Origin of the sequence: Pseudomonas sp. B21-056, from assembly GCF_026016325.1 — a bacterium.
Lineage (GTDB): Bacteria > Pseudomonadota > Gammaproteobacteria > Pseudomonadales > Pseudomonadaceae > Aquipseudomonas.
In genome coordinates this window covers 782,351-806,702 of the sequence record NZ_CP087203.1, presented here as the reverse complement: position 1 = coordinate 806,702, position 24,352 = coordinate 782,351, and the positions used below count along the sequence as shown (strand labels likewise).

Below are 24,352 nucleotides of genomic sequence, written 5' to 3'. Positions count from 1 at the left end.
TTCCATTGATATGAAACTCAGGAATAACCCGGGTGCGGTGTACATTAAACAGGGTTTATTACAGCTTCAATAAAACAGACACAGCCATTGTGGCGAAAGGACTCATCCCCGCCACAATGGCTGCCTTACGCAATTATTGTGGCTTGCGATAGCTGTTAACGATGGCCGAAAAATCCTTGCCGCCCTCGCCCCTCTGGCTCATCGCCTGATACAGCTGCTGCGCCACAGCCCCCAGCACCACCGGCTGATGAACCTGCCGCGCGGCTTCGGTGGCCAGGCCCAGGTCCTTGAGCATCAGGTCGGCGCCGAAACCACCGGTATAGCCACGGGAGGCCGGTGCCGTTTCGATCACGCCCGGCCAAGGGTTGTAGGTATCCGAACTCCAGCAACGCCCCGTGGAACTGTTGATGATGCCGGCCAGAACCTGGGTGTCGATCCCCAGGGCATCGCCCAGGGCCATGGCCTCGCTGACGCCTACCATCGAGATTCCAAGTAGCAGGTTGTTACAAATCTTGGCGATCTGGCCGGTGCCGACTTCGCCGCAATGGACGATGTTACGGCCCATCTGCGCCAGCACCGGCTGTAAGGTGGCGAACAACTCGGCGGTGGCGCCGACCATGAAGGTCAAGGTGCCGGCCGCCGCGCCGCCAGTTCCGCCCGAAACCGGCGCATCGGCCATTGCCACGCCTTGCCTGGCGGCAGCAGCGGCGACGTCGCGGGCGGTCTGCGGGTCGATGGTGCTGCAATCAACCGCCGGCGTACCGGCGGCAATGCCGGCCAGCACACCGTCTTCACCCAGCCAGACACTGCGCACATGGGCGGCGGCCGGCAGCATGGTAATCACCAGCGCCGCCCCTTGGGCCGCATCGCGAGGCGAGGCGCTGACCGTGCCGCCCAATGCCGCCAGCTCGGCCAGCACGGTCTGGTTCAAGTCGAACAGGTTCAGCGAATGGCCGGCCTTGAGCAGGTTGCGCGCCATGGGTGCGCCCATGTTGCCCAGGCCGATAAATGCGATGTTCATGTCCGACTCCTTAACGCAGGTGGATGGTGGTGTTCACACCGTCATTGACGCTGTCATCATCGAACCAGCGTGCGGTAACGGTCTTGGTCTGAGTGTAGAACTGCACCACCTGTTTGCCGTACGGACCGAGGTCGCCGAGTTTCGAACCCCGGGAACCGGTGAAGCTGAAGAACGGCACCGGTACCGGAATCGGGATGTTGATCCCCACCTGGCCGACGTCGATTTCACTCTGGAACTTGCGCGCCGCCGCGCCGCTCTGGGTGAACAGGCCCGTGCCGTTGCCAAACGGGTTGGCGTTGACCAGGGCAATCGCCTCGTCGAGGGTGTCGACTTCCAGCACCACCAGCACCGGTCCGAAGATTTCTTCGGTGTAGATACGCATGTCGGTGGTCACGCCGGAAAACAGCGTCGGCCCGACAAAGTTACCCTGTTCGAAACCCGGCACGCTGGCGCCACGGCCATCGAGCTCCAGCTTCGCCCCCTGCTGCACGCCGCTCTCGATCAACTCGAGGATCCGCGCCTTGGCCCGCTTGGAGATCACCGGGCCGATGTCGGTGCCCGGCTCGCTCCCGGCGTTGACCTTGAGTTTCTGCGCCAGCGCCTTCAGCTCCGGCAGCCATTGCCTGGCCGCGCCCACCATCACCACCACGGAAGTCGCCATGCAACGCTGGCCCGCCGCGCCGAAGCCGGCACCCACCAGGGCATTGAGGGTTTGCCCGCGATTGGCATCGGGCAGCACCACCGCATGGTTCTTGGCGCCCATCATCGACTGCACGCGCTTGCCGTGACGCCCCGCCAGGTCATACACATGGGTACCGACCGCCGTCGAGCCGACAAACGAAACCGCCTTGATGTCCTTATGGGTGCAGAGCGCATCCACCACGTCCTTGCCGCCATGCACCACGTTGAGCACGCCAGCGGGCACACCGGCTTCGACCGCCAGCTCGACCAGCAACATGGTCGACAGCGGGTCCTGTTCCGATGGCTTGAGGACAAAGGTGTTGCCGCAGGCGATAGCCATCGGGAACATCCACAGCGGAATCATCGCCGGGAAGTTGAACGGGGTGATGCCCGCACACACGCCGATTGGCTGGCGCAAGGTGTAGGTGTCAACACCACCGGCGACGTTCTCGGCAAACTCGCCCATCTGCAGGGTGCCGATGGAACAGGCATGCTCGACCACTTCCAGGCCACGGAAAATATCGCCTTCGGCGTCCGCGAGGGTCTTGCCCTGTTCGGCGCTGAGCACGGCGGCAATGCGTTTGGAATGTTCGCGGATCAACGCCTGGAGCTTGAGCATGATGCGCATGCGTGCACCGATGGGCGTCAACTTCCAGGTCTGGAAGGCACGCTGGGCAGCGGCGATGGCGGCATCGACTTCCGATGCGGTGGCAAACGGGACCTTCGCCAGCACTTGCTGGGTGGCCGGGTTGACGATGTCGTGCCATTCGCTGGTACGGGATTCAACCCACTCGCCGTCGATCAGCAGCTTGACGGTCTGCAGGGTGGTGTCACTGGGCGTAAGGGAAACGTTCATGCTGGCCTCCGGGATTGTTCTTATAGAGAGCGTTGTTTCAGCAGGGACCAAGGCCAAAGACACCTTGGTGACGAGACGATTTTTGGAGTATAGATGTGCAAACTTCTAATAAGAACGCACATAAAAACCGGTCCATCATGCAAAAAAACATCACATCCCTCGGTTCGCTGAACTGGGACGACCTCAAGTTTTTCCTGGAAGTGGCCCGCACCCGCAAGGCCAGCACGGCGGCCAAGCGCCTCGGCGTCGACTACACCACGGTGTCGCGACGCATCGGCTCGCTGGAAGCTTCATTGGGGACGCTGTTGTTCGAGAAATCCCGGACCAACGGCTTTGTGCTGACCGCCGAAGGCCAACGCCTGCTGAGCTACGCCGAATCGATCGAAAGCACCCTGCACATGGCCTGCGAACAGGTATCCGGGTCGGGCGTCGCACTGTCCGGCCATGTACGCATGGGCTGCACGGAAGGCTTTGGCAGCTACTTCATCACGCCGCAGCTGAGCCACTTCGTTGACGCCTACCCGGCCATCTCGGTGGACATCCTGCCGCTGCCGCACTTCATCAGCCTCTCCAAGCGCGAGGCCGACATTGTCATCGCCCTGGAACGCCCCGAACATGGCCCCTACGTATGCTGCAAATTGTGTGACTACCGGTTGCAGCTCTATGCCACCCAGCCCTACCTGGACAGTCACCCGCCCATCCACCGACCGTCCGACCTGAGCAAGCACTCATTCATCAGCTACGTGGATGACCTGGCGTTCAGTTCAGAGTTGCTCTACCTGGCAAACGTGCTGCCCGACGCCAGCGCTCACCTGCGCAGCACCAGCGTGATCGCGCAGTTCGTGGCGGCGCAGCAAGGGCGCTCACTGGCGATTCTGCCGTGCTTTCTCGCCGCCCAGGATCCACGGTTGCTGCCGGTGCTACCGGAGGAGATCACCATCACCCGGCAGTTCTGGATGTACTGCCGGGAGGATCTGCGCAAGCTCAAGCGGATTACGTTGTTGTGGGATTACATCCGCGAGGCGACTGAACAGAATCGGCCACTGCTGATGGGTGAGAGCCGGGAGATGGTGTTTACCGATTAGTCGGCAATGACCACGATGGCCACGCGACGGTTCTCCGTCCGGCCGTCGACCGTGTCGTTGGATGCTACCGGTACGCTGCTGCCCAGACCGCGGGATTGAACGTTCTCTTCGCGCATGCCAACACCGATCAATACCTTGCTCACGCTGTTGGCCCGACGGATCGACAGTTGATCGTTATAGGCCTGGGAACCCGAGGCGTCGGTATGACCGTCGACACGTACCCGATCGATTCCGGCACCCAGCAATGCCTTGCCGATTCGCTCGACGATCTCGGTACTGGCTTGATTGAGGCTTTCCACGTCGCTGCCAAACAACACCTTGCCCGACAGACCGAACGCCCAACCTTCGTCGGTCAGTTTGAAACCTTGTTCCTTGAGCACGGCAATCTGCGCAGGCGTAAGGCCTTTTGGCGGAGCAGTCTGGCAACCGCTCAGGGCCAGGACGGCCATGAACAGAAATGAAATGAATATCTGCAGGACAGATTGAGGGTATGCACGCACGCGTCAGCTCCTGGTTTTGAAGTTAAGTAACGGGGTGCTCCGTCCCCGTCGAATGTTGGCCGCCTCGGGCGAGGCGCTTGGCCTGGTACATCGCGGCGTCGGCGGCATGCAGCAAAGCGCCCGGAGTGGCGCCATGATCGGGGTAAACCGCAATGCCGACACTGAGTGAAGTCAGCACCGAGGCATTACCGGGTAATTGAATCGGCATTTCCATGCTGGCGATGATCTTTTCGGCGATCCGTTCGGCGTCCTCGATCTTGTGCAACGGTGCAAGCAACACCGCGAACTCGTCCCCCCCAAGGCGCGCCACCAGGTCATCCTCTCGGAGCTGGGCACGGACCCGGGTCGCCACCGCCGTCAGCACCGCATCGCCGGCAGCGTGACCGAAGTTGTCATTGATGCCCTTGAACCGATCGCTGTCCAGATACAGTACGGCTACCTGTTCATCGAGTTTGCTCGCGTTGCGCAGGGCACGAATCAGCCGGCCTTCGAAAAATGCCCGGTTCGGCAGTCCGGTCAGGCTGTCGTGGCTGGCCTGATGAGCGAGGGTTTCGTTCTCGCTTTGCAGGTGGGTCTGCCAGGATTCGAGCTCGGCGAGCAGCGCATTGAAGTCGTTGCCCAGGTTATCCAACTCGGCAATGGCAGCCGGCGGCACGCGTCGGTCCAGGGCGCGCTCACTGCGTGCCGCGTGGGCCACGTCCGCCAGGCTGCGCAGGGGACCGGTGATCGCCTGTAACTGGCGCCGGGCCAGATACAGCGCCACCCAGGCACTCACCGCCGTGCACAGGATAATTCCCGCCAGGCCGCTGAGCAAAAAGCGAAACAGGCTGCCACCATGCCCTGCCAAGTGGACGCTGCCGATGACCTGCCCCTGATGAAGGATCGGCACGCTGATGGGTTTTTCCAGGAATGCCTTGGCGATGTGCATCTCCAGTTCGGACAACAGACCGGTTTCCGGCCGTTGCCAGTGCGCCAACAGACGGCCGTGCCCATTGAACACCTGGGCATCGGCGACCTCCTCGGTGGTGGCAATCAACGCCAACGCTTCGGTGGCCGCCACCGAGTCATCGAACACCACGGCCGCTTCCACCGTGTAATTGATCGACCGTGCGATCAGGTGCAGGTTGTGATCGGCATAAACCCGTAGCGCAAGCACGCCCAGCAAAGTCAGGGAAACACTGGCCATGGCCACCGCCACCAGCGCGACGATCAGATGACCGCGACCGATGACCGAGCCCAAAGTGGGACGGATGCGCGAGGCTGACAGGCTCATGAGGCCGGTGACCTGCGACGTGAAAGCTGCAGGACACTCGGGTGGATGCGTACGCCACTGCGCGCGACTGAATCCAGGTTGACCTCGAACGCCACCTGCTCATCGCCAACCCGCAAACAGAACAGGCTACCCACGGTGCACTGGTCACCGCCTTCGCTGATGCTCAGTACCGGTTTGCCGATCAAGGACGCAAACAGTTGGGTGTGCTCATCGGCAGTCAGTCGGCCGACATAGACCGCGTTGCATTCATCAGCGATGCCGGGGTAATCCGCCAGCAAGCGCCGCACATTCACCGTTCGGCCAGTGGCTTGGGTGGTGCCCTTGACCAGATCGTCGGTGTACTGGGTCGGCCCGACAATGCAAAGCTGCAGTTGGGTTGGCTCTACGGGCCAGCGGGCATAGCTGAGAATGCCCAATACGACCTGGGTCACTGCCTCGGCCCGCAGTTGCGCGTGACTCATGGGGTCCTGGTTTTCGGCAACCAGGACAGGCGACAGCAAGCACAAAAAACTGGCAAGCAGATAGTGCCACCAGTCCTTGCTGCGCAGTGCTCCCCGAACAGCCACACCCATGGAGAATCTCTTGATCAATCCAATAAATGCCGGAACGATAGCACAGTGCCAAAAAGCCAGCGAGACACGTCCTACGGTGGTTTCAACAAAAGTTCGACGTCATTGAATCCCTTGTCATGAACGTCTGTTCATTCAGTTCCGCGGCTCCAGATCCAGCATCAGCCCGCTCAGGCGCTTGACCTTGCGCCGAACCGCTTCCTCGAAGATTCCAGGCCGTGGCTCGATCAGGCTGAACCACTGCTTGGCCCGGGTAATGGCTGTGTACACCAGTTCCTTGGTCAGTACGGGGTTTAGCGCATCCGGAAGAATCAGCGCCGTATGGGTGAATTCCGAGCCCTGGGATTTATGCACGGTCATGGCGTACACGGTTTCCACATCATTCAAGCGACTGGGCAGGACGAAGCGCACACCGCCCTGCCCGTCGTTGCGAGGGAATGCAACGCGCAGCACCTGCCTGCCCGCATCCGGCCCATCACGCTCGGGCAATTTAAGGGCAATCCCGATGTCGCCATTCATCAACCCCAGGCCGTAGTCGTTGCGGGTCATCAAGACCGGACGGCCCTCGTACCACTGGTGATCGCTGTCGATGAGACGAGCCTTGAGCAACGCGGCAGTGACTCTCTGGTTCAGCCCTTCGACACCCCACGGGCCTTTACGCACAGCACAGAGCAGTTGGAAAGCATCGAACGCAGAGAGGACCTCCCGGGCCCAATCGACCCAGCAGGCATCCTCCAATGGACGGGAAGCTGCCGGACGTCGTTGCTGTAACAGACTCAGGTAATGCCGATAACCCTGGGGCCCTTCTGCATGGCCTTCAAGCAGCAGGCGCTCCAGCGCGCCATCATGCTCGCCCTTCAACGCCAGGGAAAACAGGTCGGCATGTTGCCTGCCCAGCAATAGTTGGCGAGCCTTTTCCGGCTGCTGCTGGTTGACCCAACGGGCCAGTTGGCCAATGCCACTGCCCTCGCCGAAACGACGGGAGTGCCTGAGCATGACCACTTGCTGCGCCAACGGATGAGTGCCATCAAGGTCTTGCTGCAAATCACCGCCCGCCAGGTCTTCGCCGCTGACCGACTCAAGCCAGGCCCGGGTTCGGGCGTTGTACCAGCCCTCCTCGGCGTCCCGGCACAAATCCGCCAGCACCGCACCGGCTTCCACCGAGGCCAGCTGATCCTTGTCCCCGAGCAGCACCAACCGCGCATGGGGCGGCAGCGCATCCAGCAGATTGGCCATCATCTCCAGATCGATCATGGACGCTTCATCGATCACCAGCACGTCCAGCGGCAACCGATTACCCCCATGGTGCCGAAAATGCCGGGTTCCAGGCCGACTGCCCAACAAGCGATGGACAGTGGTCACGTCGCAAGGAATCCGCTCGCGCACGGCATCGGGCACATCCAGGGTCCGGACCTGCTGGCTGATGGATTCGGTCAGGCGCGCCGCCGCCTTGCCGGTAGGCGCTGCCAGGCGAATCCGCAGCGGCTTTCCGACCTCGACGGCAGGTGCCTGAAGCAACGCCAGCAAACGCACGACGGTGGTGGTCTTGCCGGTGCCCGGGCCGCCGGTCACGATGCTGAAGGCGCCCCGGGTCGCCAACGCGCAGGCCAGTTTCTGCCAGTCGATCGGACCTGCGGGCGTGGCCGGCCCGAACAGCCCTAGCAGGCGTTCGCCCAGATCAGCGGGGGCGGCTTCCTGTTCGGCCAGCCGTTGACGCAACGCCTCATCGATCCGCCGCTCATAGGTCCAATAGCGCCTTAGATAAAGACGCTTACCGGACAGCACCAACGGGCGTTGCAGCGCCTCTTCCCGCTCGTCTGCAGCCAAGGCCACCAGACGGCTGGACGCCAGGGTCTTGCACCAATGAGCCCCCTCCAGGGTCCGCAGTATCTGCGATGGCAACAGCATCACACCGGTTTGCAGATCTCCCTCGGGGGGAAGCGACAAGGCAAAATCCGGCTCCTTGAGCGTTTCGAACAGGTCCAGGCAGACATGTCCATGGCCCAACTGATGGCTGGCAAGCGCCGCAGCGAGCAGCACCAATGGATCGTCGTCGGGCGCCAGCTCATGAAGGAACGCGACAAAGGCTTTGTCCAGGGCACGCAACCAACCACGCTCGACCCAGCGCGTCAGCAACAGCAGCAGATCATCTGCACGGCTCAAAGGCGCCAGCTCGATCAGGCTTTCGTCGTCGGACGATTTGGGCAACAGATCGACAAACGTCCGGCTCATAGCAACTCCCCCTGTACCCATGCCGGCTCGGCCTTGGGTTCGGGCGCCCCCTGGAAAAGGCGATCCAGTTGTTCGATCAGCGCGCGTGCAGGCCTGGTGAAATAGACGCCCTGGCTGGCCGCGCGGGTGCCACGAAGAAACAGGTACAACGCACCGCCGACATGTCGGTCGTAGTCATAGTCGAGCAGGCGCGCCTTGAGCTGGCGATGCAGCGCCAACAGATACAGCACATATTGCAGATCGTAGCGATTTTCGAGGATCGACTGCTCCATGGCCTGAGGGGTGTACGCCGTGTCATCGCTCCCCAGCCAATTGGATTTGTAATCCGCCACGTAGTATCGCCCCTCATGCTCGAACGTCAGGTCGATGAAGCCTTTGAACATGCCGTTGAGCAGCACCGGCTCCGCAGCGATGCGGGCCACACCGCCATGGGTGAATCGGCAGACCAGCTCATCGAGCTTGAGCACATCGACCTTATGGCTGGCAAACCAGAACTCCATCTCCACCTGGAACCGGGACAGATGCTCAAGCACCACCGGCGGCTGATCGTTGCCGATCCGCAAGGGCATTGCTATCAAGTGCTGCAACCAGTCGGTAAGCGTCGGGATCCAGCCTTTCCAGCCTCGACGATTGCAACGCCGGGCAATGGCATCCTCGATGGCTGCTGGCGCGACGACAAACCCTTCGCCGGCGATCCATTCCAGGAGACCGTGAAGGAAAGTGCCGGGATTGGGGCCGCGAGGGAAGCGGTGAATATCCCCCCCAATGGCGACAACTTCCCTGGGCGCATCAGGATCAAGTCGCTCATCGTCGAACAGTTTCTGCGCCAGGGGATCTTCCGGCGCCGTGTCGCTGCCTGCACTCAGGGTCTCGCCGATGCGCAAGGCGCTATAGGAAGCAATCCACCAGTTTTCACTGGCTTTGCGGACCGGCCTCAAGGGTTCGAGCAGCACGGCTTCGTTGCGCGGGGGATGGTAGCGTTCGTCGGTGGCCTGAGGCATCTCCTGACAGCTCACTGCAGCACTGCCTTGTTGCAGGTCTTCCAGCCAGCGCCGCAGATGCACCGAATCGGGCAACGGCATCCCGCCGCCCAACAGATAACCCAGCGCAGACAAGTGCAGGATCGAGCTGCTGTTATTACCCCGCTTGAGATCGGCGACACCCAGCCAACACGCATGCTGGGCGCGGGTCAGCGCCACGTAGAGAAGCCGCAGGTCCTCGGCCAGCCGCTCGTCATCAGCCTTGGCGATCAGTTCGGCAGAAGGCCTCAGGCTGATCTGCGCCTTGCCGGCCTCATCGTGGTAATGCAGGGGCAACCGGCTGCCATCCACCGGCTTCGTCGAACAGATGAACGGCAGGAACACCAACGGATACTCAAGCCCCTTGGACTTGTGAATCGTCACCACCTTGACCAACTGCTCATCGCTTTCCAGGCGCAGGATCTGCTCTTCTCCGGCCTGGCCGGACAAGGCCAGGTGCTCCGACAGGTGTCGAATCAGGGCCTGCTCACCATCCAGCTCACCGGCAGCCTGTTGCAGGAGTTCGCTGAGGTGCAACAGGTTGGTCAGCACCCGCTCACCATCATTGCGCACCATCAAGGCCTGGGGCAGTTCGAAATCATGTAGCAGGCGCCGCAACATGGGCAGCACGCCTTGAGTCCGCCAGACCGCACGGTAACCACGGAACTGCATGACCCGGGCTTCCCAGGCCAACTCATCCTGATTGAGTCGCTCCAACTCCGTAAGCGGCAGATTCAAGGTGATGCTCGCCAGCGCAGCGCGTAGCGGCCGCTCAACATCCGGCTCGGCACAGGCCCTGAGCCAGATCAGCAGGTCGCGCGCTTCCTGCGAGGCAAAGACCGAATCCTTATCGGACAAGTAGACACTGCGCACGCCCCGCACAGACAACTCGTCCCGCACGGCCTGCGCTTCTTTACCGTCCCGCACCAGAATCGCGATATCCGCCGGCAACAGCCCACGCAGCGCTTTTCCATCCTCGATAAAACCGTCGCGCCCCGACTGGCCACCGTTGAGCAGCGCGGTGATTTCACTGGCGCAGGCGGCCGCCATTTGCTGTCGATAGACCGCACCGGAGAGCGGCTGGCCCGATGGCAGATGCCAGATGTTCAACGCGGCAAGGAGTTGCCCCTCAATCTGCAAGGACTCCTTGCGGCCTTGGGCGTCAACGGGCAGAAACGGCACCGGGTTTCTGTCCGATGCTTCACGAAACAGAAAAGCCCCGCGTCCGTTCGGACGGGATTCGGCATTCTGAAAAATATGGTTTACCGCGCCCACCATGGCGTGGCTGGAGCGGAAGTTCGTTCCCAGGGTATGCAGCCTGCCGGCGGTAGCCTCACGGGCCCGCAGGTAGGTATGGATATCGGCGCCACGAAACGCATAGATGGCCTGTTTCGGATCACCGATCAGGAACAGCCCTGTCTCAGGGTTGTTGTCTTCAATGCGGTAGATGCTTTCGAAGATCCGGTATTGAACCGGGTCAGTGTCCTGGAACTCATCGATCAGCGCGACCGGAAACTGCTCGCGGATCAGGCTCGCCAGACGCTCCCCGCCTTCGGCCAGCAGAGCCGCGTCCAACCGTAGCAACATGTCGTCGAAACCCATCTCCGCACGTCGACGCTTCTCTGCCTCAAAGCGCGCCCCCACCCATTGGGCCGCATGCTGCAATACCGCTGCATCCGGGGTGGGTAAGGCCTCCAGGCTGGCCTTGAGGCTGGACATGGCCTCCAGCCCGGGGTGGCTGGGCACGTCGCCCTTCCAGGCCTCGGCCATGCCATCGGGCGTCAGCCGCGTGAACCCGGTACCGATATCCAGCAGTTCGAGGCTTTCGTCATCCACCCAGGCGGAGATTTTCTGGAACCAGGGCTCGAAGTAGCGAGCCTGCATCTTGCGCCCGTCGACGCTCTTGCTGGCGACGCCTTGCTGGCAGATCTCCAGCAGTTCCACTGCCCATTGCCGCCATGGCGCCTTGAGGTCGAGCAGGGCGGCACTGCGCTCCTGCAGCGATGCCGCGATGAGTTCGGCAGGCTCAAGCCCGTCACCGCTGTCACGCTCGCTGGAAAACAGCCCCCTCACCCGCGGCAACAGGGCAGCAGGTCCTCCCCAATGGGTTCGCACCCAACTTAGCGCCTCCCCCTGCATCGAGTAACAGAACAGGCGCCAATAGTCGCGCAACACCTCGCCGAGCAATTCGCTGTGATCGGTTTCCAGGGTTTGGGTAAACAGGCTGCCGCTGTCGAAGGCGTGCTCACGCAACATGCGCTGGCACCAGCTATGAATGGTCGAAACTGCTGCCTCGTCCATCCATTGCGCGGCAATGTCCAGGCGATTGGCGCACCCGGGCCATTGCGCCTCGTCGAACTCATCACGCAGTTGAACGATCAGCGAGTCCGGGGCCGGAATTTCTTCACGAAAGAAGCGCGCCGCTTCGGCCAGGCGCGTGCGGATACGTTCGCGCAGCTCCTTGGTGGCGGCGTCCGTGAAGGTCACCACCAGGATCTGTGGAGGAAGCAGTTCGCGACCAAACCCGGTCGCCGAACCGCCATGCCCCAGCACCAGTCGCAGGTACAGCGCCGAAATGGTAAAGGTCTTGCCTGTACCCGCGCTGGCCTCGATCAATTGGCTCCCACGCAGGGGAAAAGCCAGGGCCAGGGGGGGCTGCCGACTCATCATTGCGCCTCCTCGCCAATTGCTGAACGCCATGGAGCGTCGAACAGCGGCCGATAAAGCGCATCGCACCAGTCAGGGAATGTCTCGTCCGCCGCCAGGGCATCGAAGTCGGCAAACTGCCGGGCCAGCGCTGGACTCTCCCGTCGCTCGCCTTCAGAGGTCAACCCATCGCCTTCGTAGGCTTTGCGGGCCGCCGCAGCGGCTTTATCCGGATCCGTCTGGCCGAGCCAGGCAAAGGCGGTTTTCACCGCGACCGGCAGCGGCTGGCGCATGCCTGACTGCCAGGCCTGCAACAGGTCACTGAGCAGTCTTCGCGCCACAGGTTCCTCAAACGGCGCCAACAGCAAGCTGTCATCACTGGCCACCAATGCAGTGGTCATCGACAGGCCGCTGGTGCACGCCACGAGATGATTGACCCAGGGACGTATCAGGCGGTGCCACTTACGGGTCCTGACGGAGCCGATGCTGTTGGGTATGGCGGTGATGGCGAGGACCGCGCCGTCGGCGCGCTGGTGCAGGCCACTGAGCCATCCTTCGACACTCACACCGTGCAATTGAGGGCTGACAGGCACGGCGCTGGTCAACGGAGTGGGCCATAACGCCAGCAGTTGCTGATAACGCTGGAGCAGACCAGGCAAGGGCTCGATCAGCTCGCGTTGCATGTGCTCGCCGAAACCCGCCATGGGTAGCAGGCCGCTGTTCTGCAGTCGCTTGGCATGGGCCGCCAGGGCAAGATCCGGCTGGTCCAAGCGTACCAGGGCGGCTTCCAGCAAACTGTCGCTCAGGCTGTAGCGCTGAAGGGCATCGAGGACGAAGGGCTCGTCATCGGCCAGCGGGGCTTCGATCGCCTCGAAGAACACCTTGAGTCGCTGGCTGAAAAAGTGGCGGACGGGGTTGCGCAGGAAGTCCTGCAACTGCCCGAGGCTCAAGGGCTCTTCCTGAACGTATGGCTCCAGCACCTGGGCACTGCCCGCAAAGTCATGATTAGCGTGAAGCATTCGCCACTCGCTGGCGTAACTGAACAACTCATTACCCTGGAGGAAATAACGGGCACTGAACGGTTGCAGGGGATGCTCCTGGGTCAGCGCCTCGAGAAGGTCCTTGCCGTCGTCCGCCAGTCGCCAGCCACTGGCCAGATGATCGCGCAACTGGCCGATCAACACCGATGCGGGTCGCTCGCTGTTATCGCGGATACTGCGCCCCACCCAACTGATATAGAGCTTTTCCCGGGCCGACAGCAGCGCCTCCAATAGCAGATAACGATCATCCTCACGCCGGGAGCGATCACCCGGACGATAGTCGCTGCCCATGAGATCGAAATCCAATGGCGGCTGGGCTCTCGGGTAATCACCGTCGTTCATCCCCAGCAGGCATACCAGATTGAAGGGAATCGCACGCATCGGCATCAAGGTACAGAAATTGACTGCTCCAGCGAGAAAGCGCTGGGACAACCGACCTTGATCCAGCCCTGCCAGCCAAGCCTCGCGTACCACCGTCAGCGGCAACTCATCGTGCAGCCCAACCGACTCGCAGGTTTCCAGCCAGGTCTCGCGCAGGTCTTCGAGCTGGGCCAGCAGATAGTCGTCATGTTCACTGCCCGCCAGGAAAAACAATTGCATCAAGTCACGTAGACGCGATCCCCACGCCTGTGGAGGTGCAGGCTCGGTGAGCGACTGGTGGGCGATTTCCAGCGCATCCAGTAAAGCCGCCAGGGGCCCGATCAACGCCGCGTCAAGGCCACCGATTTCGTCATAGGGCTCAATGCCGTCATAGGCGTCCGAACTGCCGACGGCATATCCCAACAGCATGCGGCGCAGACCAAACCGCCAGCTGTTCTGCTCAAGCTCAGCGGGCAGCCCGAGCCCGGCGCGATGTTCGGCGTTCATGCCCCAACGGATACCGGCACCTTCGATCCAGCGGTGCAATGTCGGCAAGTCGGCCTCATCAATGCCGAATCGCTTGCGCAGCGCCGGGACATCCAACAAGTCGAGGATTTCGCTGACGGGGAAGCGGCTATCGGGCAGCTTCAACAGGTGTTCGACGGCAATCAGCAATGGATCCCGGCCACGCTGGCCCTGATCGGTCAGGGTGAAGGGAATGAAGCGGGGATCAGTCCTGTCAAGCTGACCGAACACGGCACGGATATGCGGGGCATAACTGTCGATGTCCGGGACCATGACGATGATATCCCGAGGACGCAGTGTCGGGTCCGCACTGAAATGGGCCAATAACTGGTCATGCAGGATTTCGACTTCGCGCTGGGCGCTGTGGGCAACATGGAAACGGATCGACCCGTCTCGCTCCGTATCGACGGCAGGCCAGCGCTCTCGGGTCTCACCCAGGGGGCGCAGCTCCAGAATGTCATCCTGCAACTGACTGAGCAGGGTCGTGGGATTGCCGTCACTGAACAGGTCGATGCGTCCATCGCGAAACACCGAACGATAGCGATTGGGATCATCGTAGCTGTCGAGCAGGTTGATATAGTCGCGTCCCTGCTTGCCCCACGCCGCCAGTAACGGATGAGCATGCTGATGCAGGGATTGCGGATCGAGGATGACGGGCATGCCGACCTTGCGTGCCTGACGTTTGTACTGATGGCGCAGCAGATCCTTGTCGGCCACGATGTCCGCCCAATGATGACGACATGGGTTATGCACACACAGTAGAACCTGGCTAAACCGCGACAGACCGGCCAGCGCCTCCAGCGCCTGGGCCGGTAGCGAGGAAATACCAAACACGATCACCCGTGCAGGAAGACCTTTCGGAGCCGTCTCCAGGCTGTTGATAAGTTCGATGTACCGTTGATGGACGCCCGCACGGCTTTGAGCCATGCCTTCCTCTCCCACATCCACCAGCAAGGCTCGCCACAGTTCGGCTTGCCAGCAATTTGCCGGCGCAAGCGCCTTGATCTCGCCCCGGACATTTCTCGTCTGGTGCCGGCCCTCTGCCCAGTCTTCCAGCCAGTCGGCCCGGTATACCTGATATTGGTCAAACAGATCGGCAAGGCGTTCGGACAACTGATAGCGCTTGCGTAGATCAGTATCGTGGGTGAGGAACCGTCGCAAAGGCTCGAAATGAGGTTGCTCGATCAACTGCGGCAGGAGACGCATCAGTCGCCAGGTGAGGGGGGCTTTATCCAGCAGGGACTTGGCCGGAATCTCGTCACGCCCCAGGACTGTTCGATAGAGTTGCCACATGAAGCTGCCGGGCAGTTGTACATCAATGGCAGCCGCAATGCCGCAGCCTCCCGTATCGTCGTCTTCCGGATCTTCAGCCAGTGCCAGCTTAAGCCACTGGGCAATACCGTTGCTCTGTACAAGTGCAATTTCATTCTCAAGCGGGGCCAGCGGATAACGTCGCATCAAGCTGATTACCAGGCTGCGCAGCTCATCGAGGCGATTGCCATGAATCACCATGAAGGCTGGGCTGAGGGACGTTGCGTCCGGCATAAAGGCATCCTTGAAAATGCAAAAAGCTAGGGCCGAACCTTAGCACTGTCGGGGGGTTGTGGCAGCCGGGAACGGTCCGCGCTTGTCGTAAGAACTTTCCTGCGGACAAAACAAAACCCCTACCTGCATCAGCAGATAGGGGTTTCGGAATTTAATCTTGACGATGACCTACTCTCACATGGGGAAACCCCACACTACCATCGGCGATGCATCGTTTCACTGCTGAGTTCGGGATGGGATCAGGTGGTTCCAACGCTCTATGGTCGTCAAGAAATTCGGGTACTGAGTCGTGACCGGCTGGCCTCGCTTCAGCAAATTGGGTATGTGACAGTCGGTGTTTTGCGAGTCAGTCGAACTTTCGGTTCACTTCGTCTTCACACACCGCAATCTGGCGCCCTTTCGGGTCAGCAAATTGCTTGGGTGTTATATGGTCAAGCCTCACGGGCAATTAGTACAGGTTAGCTCAACGCCTCACAGCGCTTACACACCCTGCCTATCAACGTCGTAGTCTTCGACGGCCCTTCAGGGAGCTCAAGGCTCCAGTGAGATCTCATCTTGAGGCAAGTTTCCCGCTTAGATGCTTTCAGCGGTTATCTTTTCCGAACATAGCTACCCGGCAATGCCACTGGCGTGACAACCGGAACACCAGAGGTTCGTCCACTCCGGTCCTCTCGTACTAGGAGCAGCCCCTCTCAAATCTCAAACGTCCACGGCAGATAGGGACCGAACTGTCTCACGACGTTCTAAACCCAGCTCGCGTACCACTTTAAATGGCGAACAGCCATACCCTTGGGACCGGCTTCAGCCCCAGGATGTGATGAGCCGACATCGAGGTGCCAAACACCGCCGTCGATATGAACTCTTGGGCGGTATCAGCCTGTTATCCCCGGAGTACCTTTTATCCGTTGAGCGATGGCCCTTCCATACAGAACCACCGGATCACTAAGACCTACTTTCGTACCTGCTCGACGTGTCTGTCTCGCAGTCAAGCGCGCTTTTGCCTTTATACTCTACGACCGATTTCCGACCGGTCTGAGCGCACCTTCGTACTCCTCCGTTACTCTTTAGGAGGAGACCGCCCCAGTCAAACTACCCACCATACACTGTCCTCGATCCGGATAACGGACCTGAGTTAGAACCTCAAAGTTGCCAGGGTGGTATTTCAAGGATGGCTCCACGCAGACTGGCGTCCACGCTTCAAAGCCTCCCACCTATCCTACACAAGCAAATTCAAAGTCCAGTGCAAAGCTATAGTAAAGGTTCACGGGGTCTTTCCGTCTAGCCGCGGATACACTGCATCTTCACAGCGATTTCAATTTCACTGAGTCTCGGGTGGAGACAGCGCCGCCATCGTTACGCCATTCGTGCAGGTCGGAACTTACCCGACAAGGAATTTCGCTACCTTAGGACCGTTATAGTTACGGCCGCCGTTTACCGGGGCTTCGATCAAGAGCTTCGCGTTAGCTAACCCCATCAATTAACCTTCCGGCACCGGGCAGGCGTCACACCCTATACGTCCACTTTCGTGTTTGCAGAGTGCTGTGTTTTTAATAAACAGTCGCAGCGGCCTGGTATCTTCGACCGGCGTGGGCTTACGCAGCAAGTGCTTCACCCTCACCGGCGCACCTTCTCCCGAAGTTACGGTGCCATTTTGCCTAGTTCCTTCACCCGAGTTCTCTCAAGCGCCTTGGTATTCTCTACCCAACCACCTGTGTCGGTTTGGGGTACGGTTCCTGGTTACCTGAAGCTTAGAAGCTTTTCTTGGAAGCATGGCATCAACCACTTCGTCACCCAGAGGGTAACTCGTCATCAGCTCTCGGCCTTGGAATCCCGGATTTACCTAAGATTCCAGCCTACCACCTTAAACTTGGACAACCAACGCCAAGCTGGCCTAGCCTTCTCCGTCCCTCCATCGCAATAACCAGAAGTACAGGAATATTAACCTGTTTTCCATCGACTACGCTTTTCAGCCTCGCCTTAGGGACCGACTAACCCTGCGTCGATTAACGTTGCGCAGGAAACCTTGGTCTTTCGGCGTGGGTGTTTTTCACACCCATTGTCGTTACTCATGTCAGCATTCGCACTTCTGATACCTCCAGCAAGCTTCTCAACTCACCTTCACAGGCTTACAGAACGCTCCTCTACCGCATCACTTACGTGATACCCGTAGCTTCGGTGTATGGTTTGAGCCCCGTTACATCTTCCGCGCAGGCCGACTCGACTAGTGAGCTATTACGCTTTCTTTAAAGGGTGGCTGCTTCTAAGCCAACCTCCTAGCTGTCTAAGCCTTCCCACATCGTTTCCCACTTAACCATAACTTTGGGACCTTAGCTGACGGTCTGGGTTGTTTCCCTTTTCACGACGGACGTTAGCACCCGCCGTGTGTCTCCCATGCTCGGCACTTGTAGGTATTCGGAGTTTGCATCGGTTTGGTAAGTCGGGATGACCCCCTAGCCGAAACAGTGCTCTACCCCCTACAGTGATACATGAGGCGCTACCTAAATAGCTTTCGAGGAGAACCAGCTATCTCCGAGCTTGATTAGCCTTTCACTCCGATCCACAGGTCATCCGCTAACTTTTCAACGGTAGTCGGTTCGGTCCTCCAGTCAGTGTTACCTAACCTTCAACCTGCCCATGGATAGATCGCCCGGTTTCGGGTCTATTCCCAGCGACTAGACGCCCTATTAAGACTCGCTTTCGCTACGCCTCCCCTATTCGGTTAAGCTCGCCACTGAAAATAAGTCGCTGACCCATTATACAAAAGGTACGCAGTCACCCAACAAAGTGGGCTCCCACTGCTTGTACGCATACGGTTTCAGGATCTATTTCACTCCCCTCTCCGGGGTTCTTTTCGCCTTTCCCTCACGGTACTGGTTCACTATCGGTCAGTCAGTAGTATTTAGCCTTGGAGGATGGTCCCCCCATATTCAGACAAAGTTTCTCGTGCTCCGTCCTACTCGATTTCACTTCTAAGATCCTTTCGCGTACAGGGCTATCACCCACTATGGCCGCACTTTCCAGAGCGTTCCGCTAAAATCAAAGAAGCTTAAGGGCTAGTCCCCGTTCGCTCGCCACTACTAAGGGAATCTCGGTTGATTTCTTTTCCTCAGGGTACTTAGATGTTTCAGTTCCCCTGGTTCGCCTCTTGCACCTATGTATTCAGTACAAGATAACCATCTTGTGATGGCTGGGTTCCCCCATTCAGACATCTCCGGATCACAGTCTGTTTGCCGACTCCCCGAAGCTTTTCGCAGGCTACCACGTCTTTCATCGCCTCTGACTGCCAAGGCATCCACCGTATGCGCTTCTTCACTTGACCATATAACCCCAAGCAATCTGGTTATACTGTGAAGACGACATTCGCCGAAAATTCGAATTTCTCAATTACGAGAACTCACAAATTTTACCTTAGCCTGAACAACACCAGTGAAAGTGCCATCCAGTCTATCTTTCTATCACATACCCAAATTTTTAAAGAACGATCTAATCAAAAGACTAGAAATCAACACTCACCATCGTCGATGGAATGCTCATTTCTAAGCTTTCAGCAGCAGAAGCAGTTTATGGTGGAGCCAAGCGGGATCGAACCGCTGACCTCCTGCGTGCAAGGCAGGCGCTCTCCCAGCTGAGCTATGGCCCCATAACAAAATTGGTGGGTCTGGGCAGATTCGAACTGCCGACCTCACCCTTATCAGGGGTGCGCTCTAACCAACTGAGCTACAGACCCAATTTCGAGCTTGTAACTGTTAGCGTGAGCTATCAGCTTGGAGCTTAAAGCTGCTTCTATCGTCTTCTTCAATGAATCAAGCAATTCGTGTGGGAGCTCATGGAGCAGCTGCTGTCGTCGATTAAGGAGGTGATCCAGCCGCAGGTTCCCCTACGGCTACCTTGTTACGACTTCACCCCAGTCATGAATCACACCGTGGTAACCGTCCCCCCGAAGGTTAGACTAGCTACTTCTGGTGCAACCCACTCCCATGGTGTGACGGGCGGTGTGTACAAGGCCCGGGAACGTATTCACCGCGACATTCTGATTCGCGATTACTAGCGATTCCGACTTCACGCAGTCGAGTTGCAGACTGCGATCCGGACTACGATCGGTTTTATGGGATTAGCTCCACCTCGCGGCTTGGCAACCCTCTGTACCGACCATTGTAGCACGTGTGTAGCCCAGGCCGTAAGGGCCATGATGACTTGACGTCATCCCCACCTTCCTCCGGTTTGTCACCGGCAGTCTCCTTAGAGTGCCCACCTTAACGTGCTGGTAACTAAGGACAAGGGTTGCGCTCGTTACGGGACTTAACCCAACATCTCACGACACGAGCTGACGACAGCCATGCAGCACCTGTCTCAATGCTCCCGAAGGCACCAATCCATCTCTGGAAAGTTCATTGGATGTCAAGGCCTGGTAAGGTTCTTCGCGTTGCTTCGAATTAAACCACATGCTCCACCGCTTGTGCGGGCCCCCGTCAATTCATTTGAGTTTTAACCTTGCGGCCGTACTCCCCAGGCGGTCAACTTAATGCGTTAGCTGCGCCACTAAGAGCTCAAGGCTCCCAACGGCTAGTTGACATCGTTTACGGCGTGGACTACCAGGGTATCTAATCCTGTTTGCTCCCCACGCTTTCGCACCTCAGTGTCAGTATCAGTCCAGGTGGTCGCCTTCGCCACTGGTGTTCCTTCCTATATCTACGCATTTCACCGCTACACAGGAAATTCCACCACCCTCTACCATACTCTAGCTCGACAGTTTTGAATGCAGTTCCCAGGTTGAGCCCGGGGCTTTCACATCCAACTTAACGAACCACCTACGCGCGCTTTACGCCCAGTAATTCCGATTAACGCTTGCACCCTCTGTATTACCGCGGCTGCTGGCACAGAGTTAGCCGGTGCTTATTCTGTCGGTAACGTCAAAACCATCACGTATTAGGTAATGGCCCTTCCTCCCAACTTAAAGTGCTTTACAATCCGAAGACCTTCTTCACACACGCGGCATGGCTGGATCAGGCTTTCGCCCATTGTCCAATATTCCCCACTGCTGCCTCCCGTAGGAGTCTGGACCGTGTCTCAGTTCCAGTGTGACTGATCATCCTCTCAGACCAGTTACGGATCGTCGCCTTGGTGAGCCATTACCTCACCAACTAGCTAATCCGACCTAGGCTCATCTGATAGCGCAAGGCCCGAAGGTCCCCTGCTTTCTCCCGTAGGACGTATGCGGTATTAGCGTCCGTTTCCGAACGTTATCCCCCACTACCAGGCAGATTCCTAGGCATTACTCACCCGTCCGCCGCTCTCAAGAGGTGCAAGCACCTCTCTACCGCTCGACTTGCATGTGTTAGGCCTGCCGCCAGCGTTCAATCTGAGCCATGATCAAACTCTTCAGTTCAAACATCTTTGGGTTTTGAGAAAACCCTAAACTTGGCTCAGCAATCGTTGGTTACATCTTTGATTTCTCGCGGAGTAACTTGTGATGCTGATAATCTGTTGACTAGCAGTCTGACTCCACAAGCACCCACACGAATTGCTTGATTCAGTTGTTAAAGAGCGGCTGGCTGAGTCTTTCGTCTCAACCGAGGCGCGCATTCTACAGCGCCTGGCGTTACTGTCAAGCGGTTATTTTAAGAAGTTTTCAAAGTTTCCTTTTCAACTTCAACCACTTGCGCTTTCGATCTCTCGTCAGCGGGAGGCGAATTCTACAGCGTTACTCGCTGCTGTCAACACCTCTTTTTCACCGCTTTCGACCGAGAAGATCGAACCGTCAACCGAGCCAAACAACACGCCCCGCCAACTCCTTCCGGACTTCGATGAACTGAAGTCCTGCGCCGCCTTAAAACGTTTAACTCATTGAAACTCAAGGAGTTTTCTGCTTCGACTGCGCCGGAAGTGGGGCGAATTATAGAGACTCAGAATCTGCCGTCAACATCTATTTTCATGTTTCTGTCACATCGGTCAAAAAGCCCCCCAAACAAAGAGGCCGACGCTTAAGCGCCGGCCTCTTTACTACCCATTACAAACTGGGAAATGCGAACTGCGAAGCTTCATGGGTGGCACGCTGAGGCCAGCGCTGGGTAATGGCCTTGCGACGGGTATAGAAGCGCACACCGTCAGGACCGTAGGCGTGCAGATCGCCGAACAGCGAACGCTTCCAACCACCAAAGCTGTGATAGGCCACAGGCACAGGCAGCGGTACGTTGACGCCCACCATGCCTACTTCGATCTCGTCGCAGAACAGCCGCGCCGCTTCGCCATCGCGGGTGAAGATGCAGGTGCCGTTGCCATACTCGTGATCGTTGATCAGTTGCATGGCCTCTTCCAGGCTGTTGACCCGGACAATGCACAGCACCGGACCAAAGATCTCTTCTTTATAGATGCGCATCTCTGGCGTTACGCGATCGAACAGGCAACCCCCCAGGAAGAAGCCTTCCTCGTGACCCGCCACGCTCAAGCCACGGCCGTCGACTACCAGCGAAGCACCGGCCGAAACGCCGTCCTCTATATAGCCGCTGACCTTGTCGCGATGCTGACCGGTCACCAGCGGTCCCATGTCCAGCCCGCAAGAGGTACCGGCACCAATTTTCAGCGCCTGGATCTGCGGCACCAGCTTGGCCACCAGCGCATCCGCGACCTGGTCGCCGACACAGACAGCTACCGAAATCGCCATGCAGCGCTCACCACACGAACCATAGGCCGCCCCCATCAACGCGTTGACTGCGTTGTCCAGGTCAGCATCCGGCATCAGCACGGCATGGTTCTTCGCCCCGCCCAATGCCTGAACGCGTTTGCCGCGACGGGTGCCCTCGGCATAGATGTACTCGGCAATCGGCGTCGAACCGACAAAACTCAGCGCCTTCACTTCCGGTGCCTCGATCAGCGCATCCACGGCAACCTTGTCACCATGCACGACACTCAACACACCCTTGGGCAGTCCAGCTTCCAGCAGCAACTGTGCAATCAGCAATGTCGAGCTCGGGTCACGCTCGGATGGCTTGAGGATGAAGCAGTTGCCGCAAACGATCGCCAGCGGATACATCCACAGTGGAACCATCGCCGGAAAGTTGAACGGCGTGATACCCGCCACCACGCCCAACGGCTGAAAGTCCGACCAGGCATCGATGTTCGGTCCTACGTTACGGCTGTACTCGCCCTTCAGAATTTCCGGTGCAGCACAGGCGAACTCGACGTTCTCGATCCCACGCTTGAGCTCACCGGCAGCATCTTCCAAGGTCTTGCCGTGCTCCTCGCTGATCATTTGCGCGATACGCGACTCGTTCTCCTCCAGCAGTTGCTTGAAGCGAAACATCACTTGGGCACGCTTGGCCGCCGGCGTCTTGCGCCACGCCGGGAACGCGGCGGTGGCGGCATCGATGGCCTGCTGGATCGTCGCGCGGTCGGCCAGCGGCACTTTATGGATTGCCTGGCCAGTGGACGGATTGAATACGTCCGCTGTACGCGTGTTGTCGCTCGACAGTTCGCCATTGATCAGGTGCGGGATGAGGCTCATAGGGACTCCAGAATTTATCCACAGACGCCCGCGACCGGACGCCTGTCGTTGAAAGTTATATAGAAGAAGTCAGTCGAGCTTGTTCAGCACTTCACCGACCGCGTCGAACAGACGATCCAGATCCTGCGGCTTGCTGTTGAACGTTGGGCCGAACTGCAGGGTGTCGCCACCGAAGCGCACGTAGAAACCGGCTTTCCACAACGCCATGCCGGCCTCGAACGGACGAACGATCGCATCGCCATCTCGCGCAGCGATCTGGATCGCGCCGGCCAGGCCATAGTTGCGGATGTCGATCACGTTCTTCGCGCCTTTGATGCCATGCAAAGCGTTCTCGAAATGGGGCGCGACTTCGGCCACGTTCTGCACCAGGTTTTCCTTTTGCAGCAGATCCAGTGCCGCCAGGCCCGCCGCGCACGCAACCGGGTGTGCCGAGTAGGTGTAGCCGTGAGGAAACTCCACCGCATACTCAGGTGTCGGCTGGTTCATGAACGTCTGGTAGATCTCGCTGCTGGCAATAACCGCCCCCATGGGGATCGCACCATTGGTGACCTGCTTGGCGATGCACATCAGGTCAGGGGTCACGCCAAAGGTGTCTGCACCGAACATCGAACCGGTGCGACCGAAACCGGTGATCACTTCGTCGAACACCAGCAGGATATTGTGCTGGTCGCAGATCTGCCGCAGGCGCTTGAGGTAGCCCTCAGGCGGAACCAGCACGCCGGCGGAACCGGCCAACGGTTCGACGAAGACGGCAGCGATGTTGGAAGCGTCGTGCAGCTCGATCAGCTTCAGCAACTCATCGGCCAAGGCAATGCCACCTTCTTTCGGCATGCCACGGGAATAGGCATTGCTCGCCAGCAAGGTGTGGGGCAGATGATCGACATCCGCCATCGCCTGACCGAACAATTTGCGGTTACCACTCACACCACCCAGGCTGGTGCCCGCGATGTTCACGCCATGGTAGCCACGGGCACGGCCGATCATCTTGGTCTTGGTCGCCTGACCCTTGAGACGCCAGTAGGCGCGAACCATCTTCACCGCGGTATCGGCGCACTCGGAACCGGAGTCGGTGAAGAACACATGATTGAGATTGCCGGGCGTCAGGCTGGTGATTTTTTCCGCCAGTTGGAACGACAGCGGATGACCGTACTGGAACCCCGGCGAGTAATCGAGCGTGCCCAGTTGTTTTGCGACCGCGTCCTGGATTTCCTTGCGGGTGTGCCCGGCGCCGCAGGTCCACAGACCCGACAGCGAGTCATAGACCTTGCGTCCGTGCTCATCGACCAGCCAACTGCCCTCGGCGCCGACGATCAGACGCGGGTCGCGCAGGAAGTTGCGGTTGGCGGTGTAAGGCATCCAGTGGGCATCAAGCTTGAGCTGACTGGCCAGGGAACTGGCGGCGTGTTCGGGCATGTTCATCGACAAAACCTCGCAGGATATGGACGGCATAGGGGCAAAAGCCCGGTTGCAGCTAAGTTGCCACGACGATAAAGTCGGTG

General features: G+C 59.1%; 12 protein-coding genes, 2 tRNA genes and 3 rRNA genes. 2 read left to right on the top strand and 15 right to left on the bottom strand.

Annotated features, from left to right (window positions below):
- Positions 1–133: 133 nt before the first annotated feature.
- Positions 134–1,021, bottom strand: a complete 888-nt coding sequence (gene mmsB, locus LOY67_RS03470) for a 3-hydroxyisobutyrate dehydrogenase (protein ID WP_041022007.1) — start codon at positions 1,019–1,021, stop codon at positions 134–136.
- 10 nt (positions 1,022–1,031) lie between these two features.
- Entirely contained in the window at positions 1,032–2,558 is a 1,527-nt protein-coding gene (locus tag LOY67_RS03465) for a CoA-acylating methylmalonate-semialdehyde dehydrogenase (protein WP_265065956.1), read from the bottom strand.
- Between the two features lie 137 nt (positions 2,559–2,695).
- Between LOY67_RS03465 and LOY67_RS03460 the strand changes: the two genes are divergently transcribed.
- A complete protein-coding gene (locus tag LOY67_RS03460; RefSeq protein ID WP_265065955.1) occupies positions 2,696–3,643 on the top strand; it encodes a LysR family transcriptional regulator in 948 nt (315 codons plus the stop codon).
- Here LOY67_RS03460 and LOY67_RS03455 read toward each other — a convergent pair.
- The 11 genes from LOY67_RS03455 to LOY67_RS03405 all read right to left on the bottom strand — a co-directional run bounded on the left by LOY67_RS03455 (position 3,640) and on the right by LOY67_RS03405 (position 20,738).
- The gene (locus LOY67_RS03455) at positions 3,640–4,092 is read right to left on the bottom strand and encodes an OmpA family protein (protein ID WP_265067691.1); all 453 of its coding nucleotides are present in this window, start codon (positions 4,090–4,092) and stop codon (positions 3,640–3,642) included. The genes LOY67_RS03460 and LOY67_RS03455 overlap by 4 nt on opposite strands.
- Positions 4,093–4,165: 73 nt before the next feature.
- Positions 4,166–5,416: a diguanylate cyclase domain-containing protein gene (locus tag LOY67_RS03450; RefSeq protein ID WP_265065954.1), complete on the bottom strand. Its 1,251-nt coding sequence runs from the start codon at positions 5,414–5,416 to the stop codon at positions 4,166–4,168.
- Positions 5,413–5,988, bottom strand: coding sequence for a YfiR family protein (locus LOY67_RS03445; protein WP_265065953.1), 576 nt, complete (start codon positions 5,986–5,988; stop codon positions 5,413–5,415). The genes LOY67_RS03450 and LOY67_RS03445 overlap by 4 nt, the downstream gene beginning before the upstream one ends.
- Before the next feature lie 132 nt (positions 5,989–6,120).
- Positions 6,121–8,217, bottom strand: a complete 2,097-nt coding sequence (gene recD / locus LOY67_RS03440; RefSeq protein ID WP_265065952.1) for an exodeoxyribonuclease V subunit alpha — start codon at positions 8,215–8,217, stop codon at positions 6,121–6,123.
- Positions 8,214–11,903 (bottom strand): exodeoxyribonuclease V subunit beta, encoded by a 3,690-nt coding sequence (gene recB, locus LOY67_RS03435; protein WP_265065951.1) that lies wholly within the window; start codon positions 11,901–11,903, stop codon positions 8,214–8,216. Before recB ends, recD begins: the two co-directional genes overlap by 4 nt.
- Entirely contained in the window at positions 11,903–15,352 is a 3,450-nt protein-coding gene (gene recC / locus LOY67_RS03430) for an exodeoxyribonuclease V subunit gamma (protein ID WP_265065950.1), read from the bottom strand. Before recC ends, recB begins: the two co-directional genes overlap by 1 nt.
- Positions 15,353–15,507: 155 nt before the next feature.
- Positions 15,508–15,623: ribosomal RNA gene (rrf, locus tag LOY67_RS03425) — 5S ribosomal RNA — on the bottom strand.
- A 156-nt stretch (positions 15,624–15,779) separates the two neighbouring features.
- A 23S ribosomal RNA gene (locus LOY67_RS03420) occupies positions 15,780–18,671 on the bottom strand.
- Positions 18,672–18,916: 245 nt separating this feature from the next.
- Positions 18,917–18,992: transfer RNA gene (locus LOY67_RS03415), tRNA-Ala, on the bottom strand.
- Between the two features lie 10 nt (positions 18,993–19,002).
- A tRNA-Ile gene (locus LOY67_RS03410) sits at positions 19,003–19,079 on the bottom strand.
- Between the two features lie 122 nt (positions 19,080–19,201).
- Positions 19,202–20,738: ribosomal RNA gene (locus LOY67_RS03405) — 16S ribosomal RNA — on the bottom strand.
- Together the 16S, 23S and 5S rRNA genes with 2 tRNA genes alongside form the textbook arrangement of a ribosomal RNA operon.
- A gap of 135 nt (positions 20,739–20,873) precedes the next feature.
- Between LOY67_RS03405 and LOY67_RS03400 the strand changes: the two genes are divergently transcribed.
- Positions 20,874–21,200, top strand: coding sequence for a hypothetical protein (locus LOY67_RS03400; RefSeq protein ID WP_265064615.1), 327 nt, complete (start codon positions 20,874–20,876; stop codon positions 21,198–21,200).
- A gap of 159 nt (positions 21,201–21,359) precedes the next feature.
- On the opposite strand, the gene LOY67_RS03395 is transcribed toward LOY67_RS03400, so the two are convergent.
- Both LOY67_RS03395 and LOY67_RS03390 read right to left on the bottom strand, forming a co-directional pair.
- Entirely contained in the window at positions 21,360–22,853 is a 1,494-nt protein-coding gene (locus LOY67_RS03395; protein WP_265065949.1) for a CoA-acylating methylmalonate-semialdehyde dehydrogenase, read from the bottom strand.
- A 69-nt stretch (positions 22,854–22,922) separates the two neighbouring features.
- Positions 22,923–24,272 (bottom strand): aspartate aminotransferase family protein, encoded by a 1,350-nt coding sequence (locus LOY67_RS03390; RefSeq protein ID WP_265065948.1) that lies wholly within the window; start codon positions 24,270–24,272, stop codon positions 22,923–22,925.
- Between the last annotated feature and the right edge of the window lie 80 nt (positions 24,273–24,352).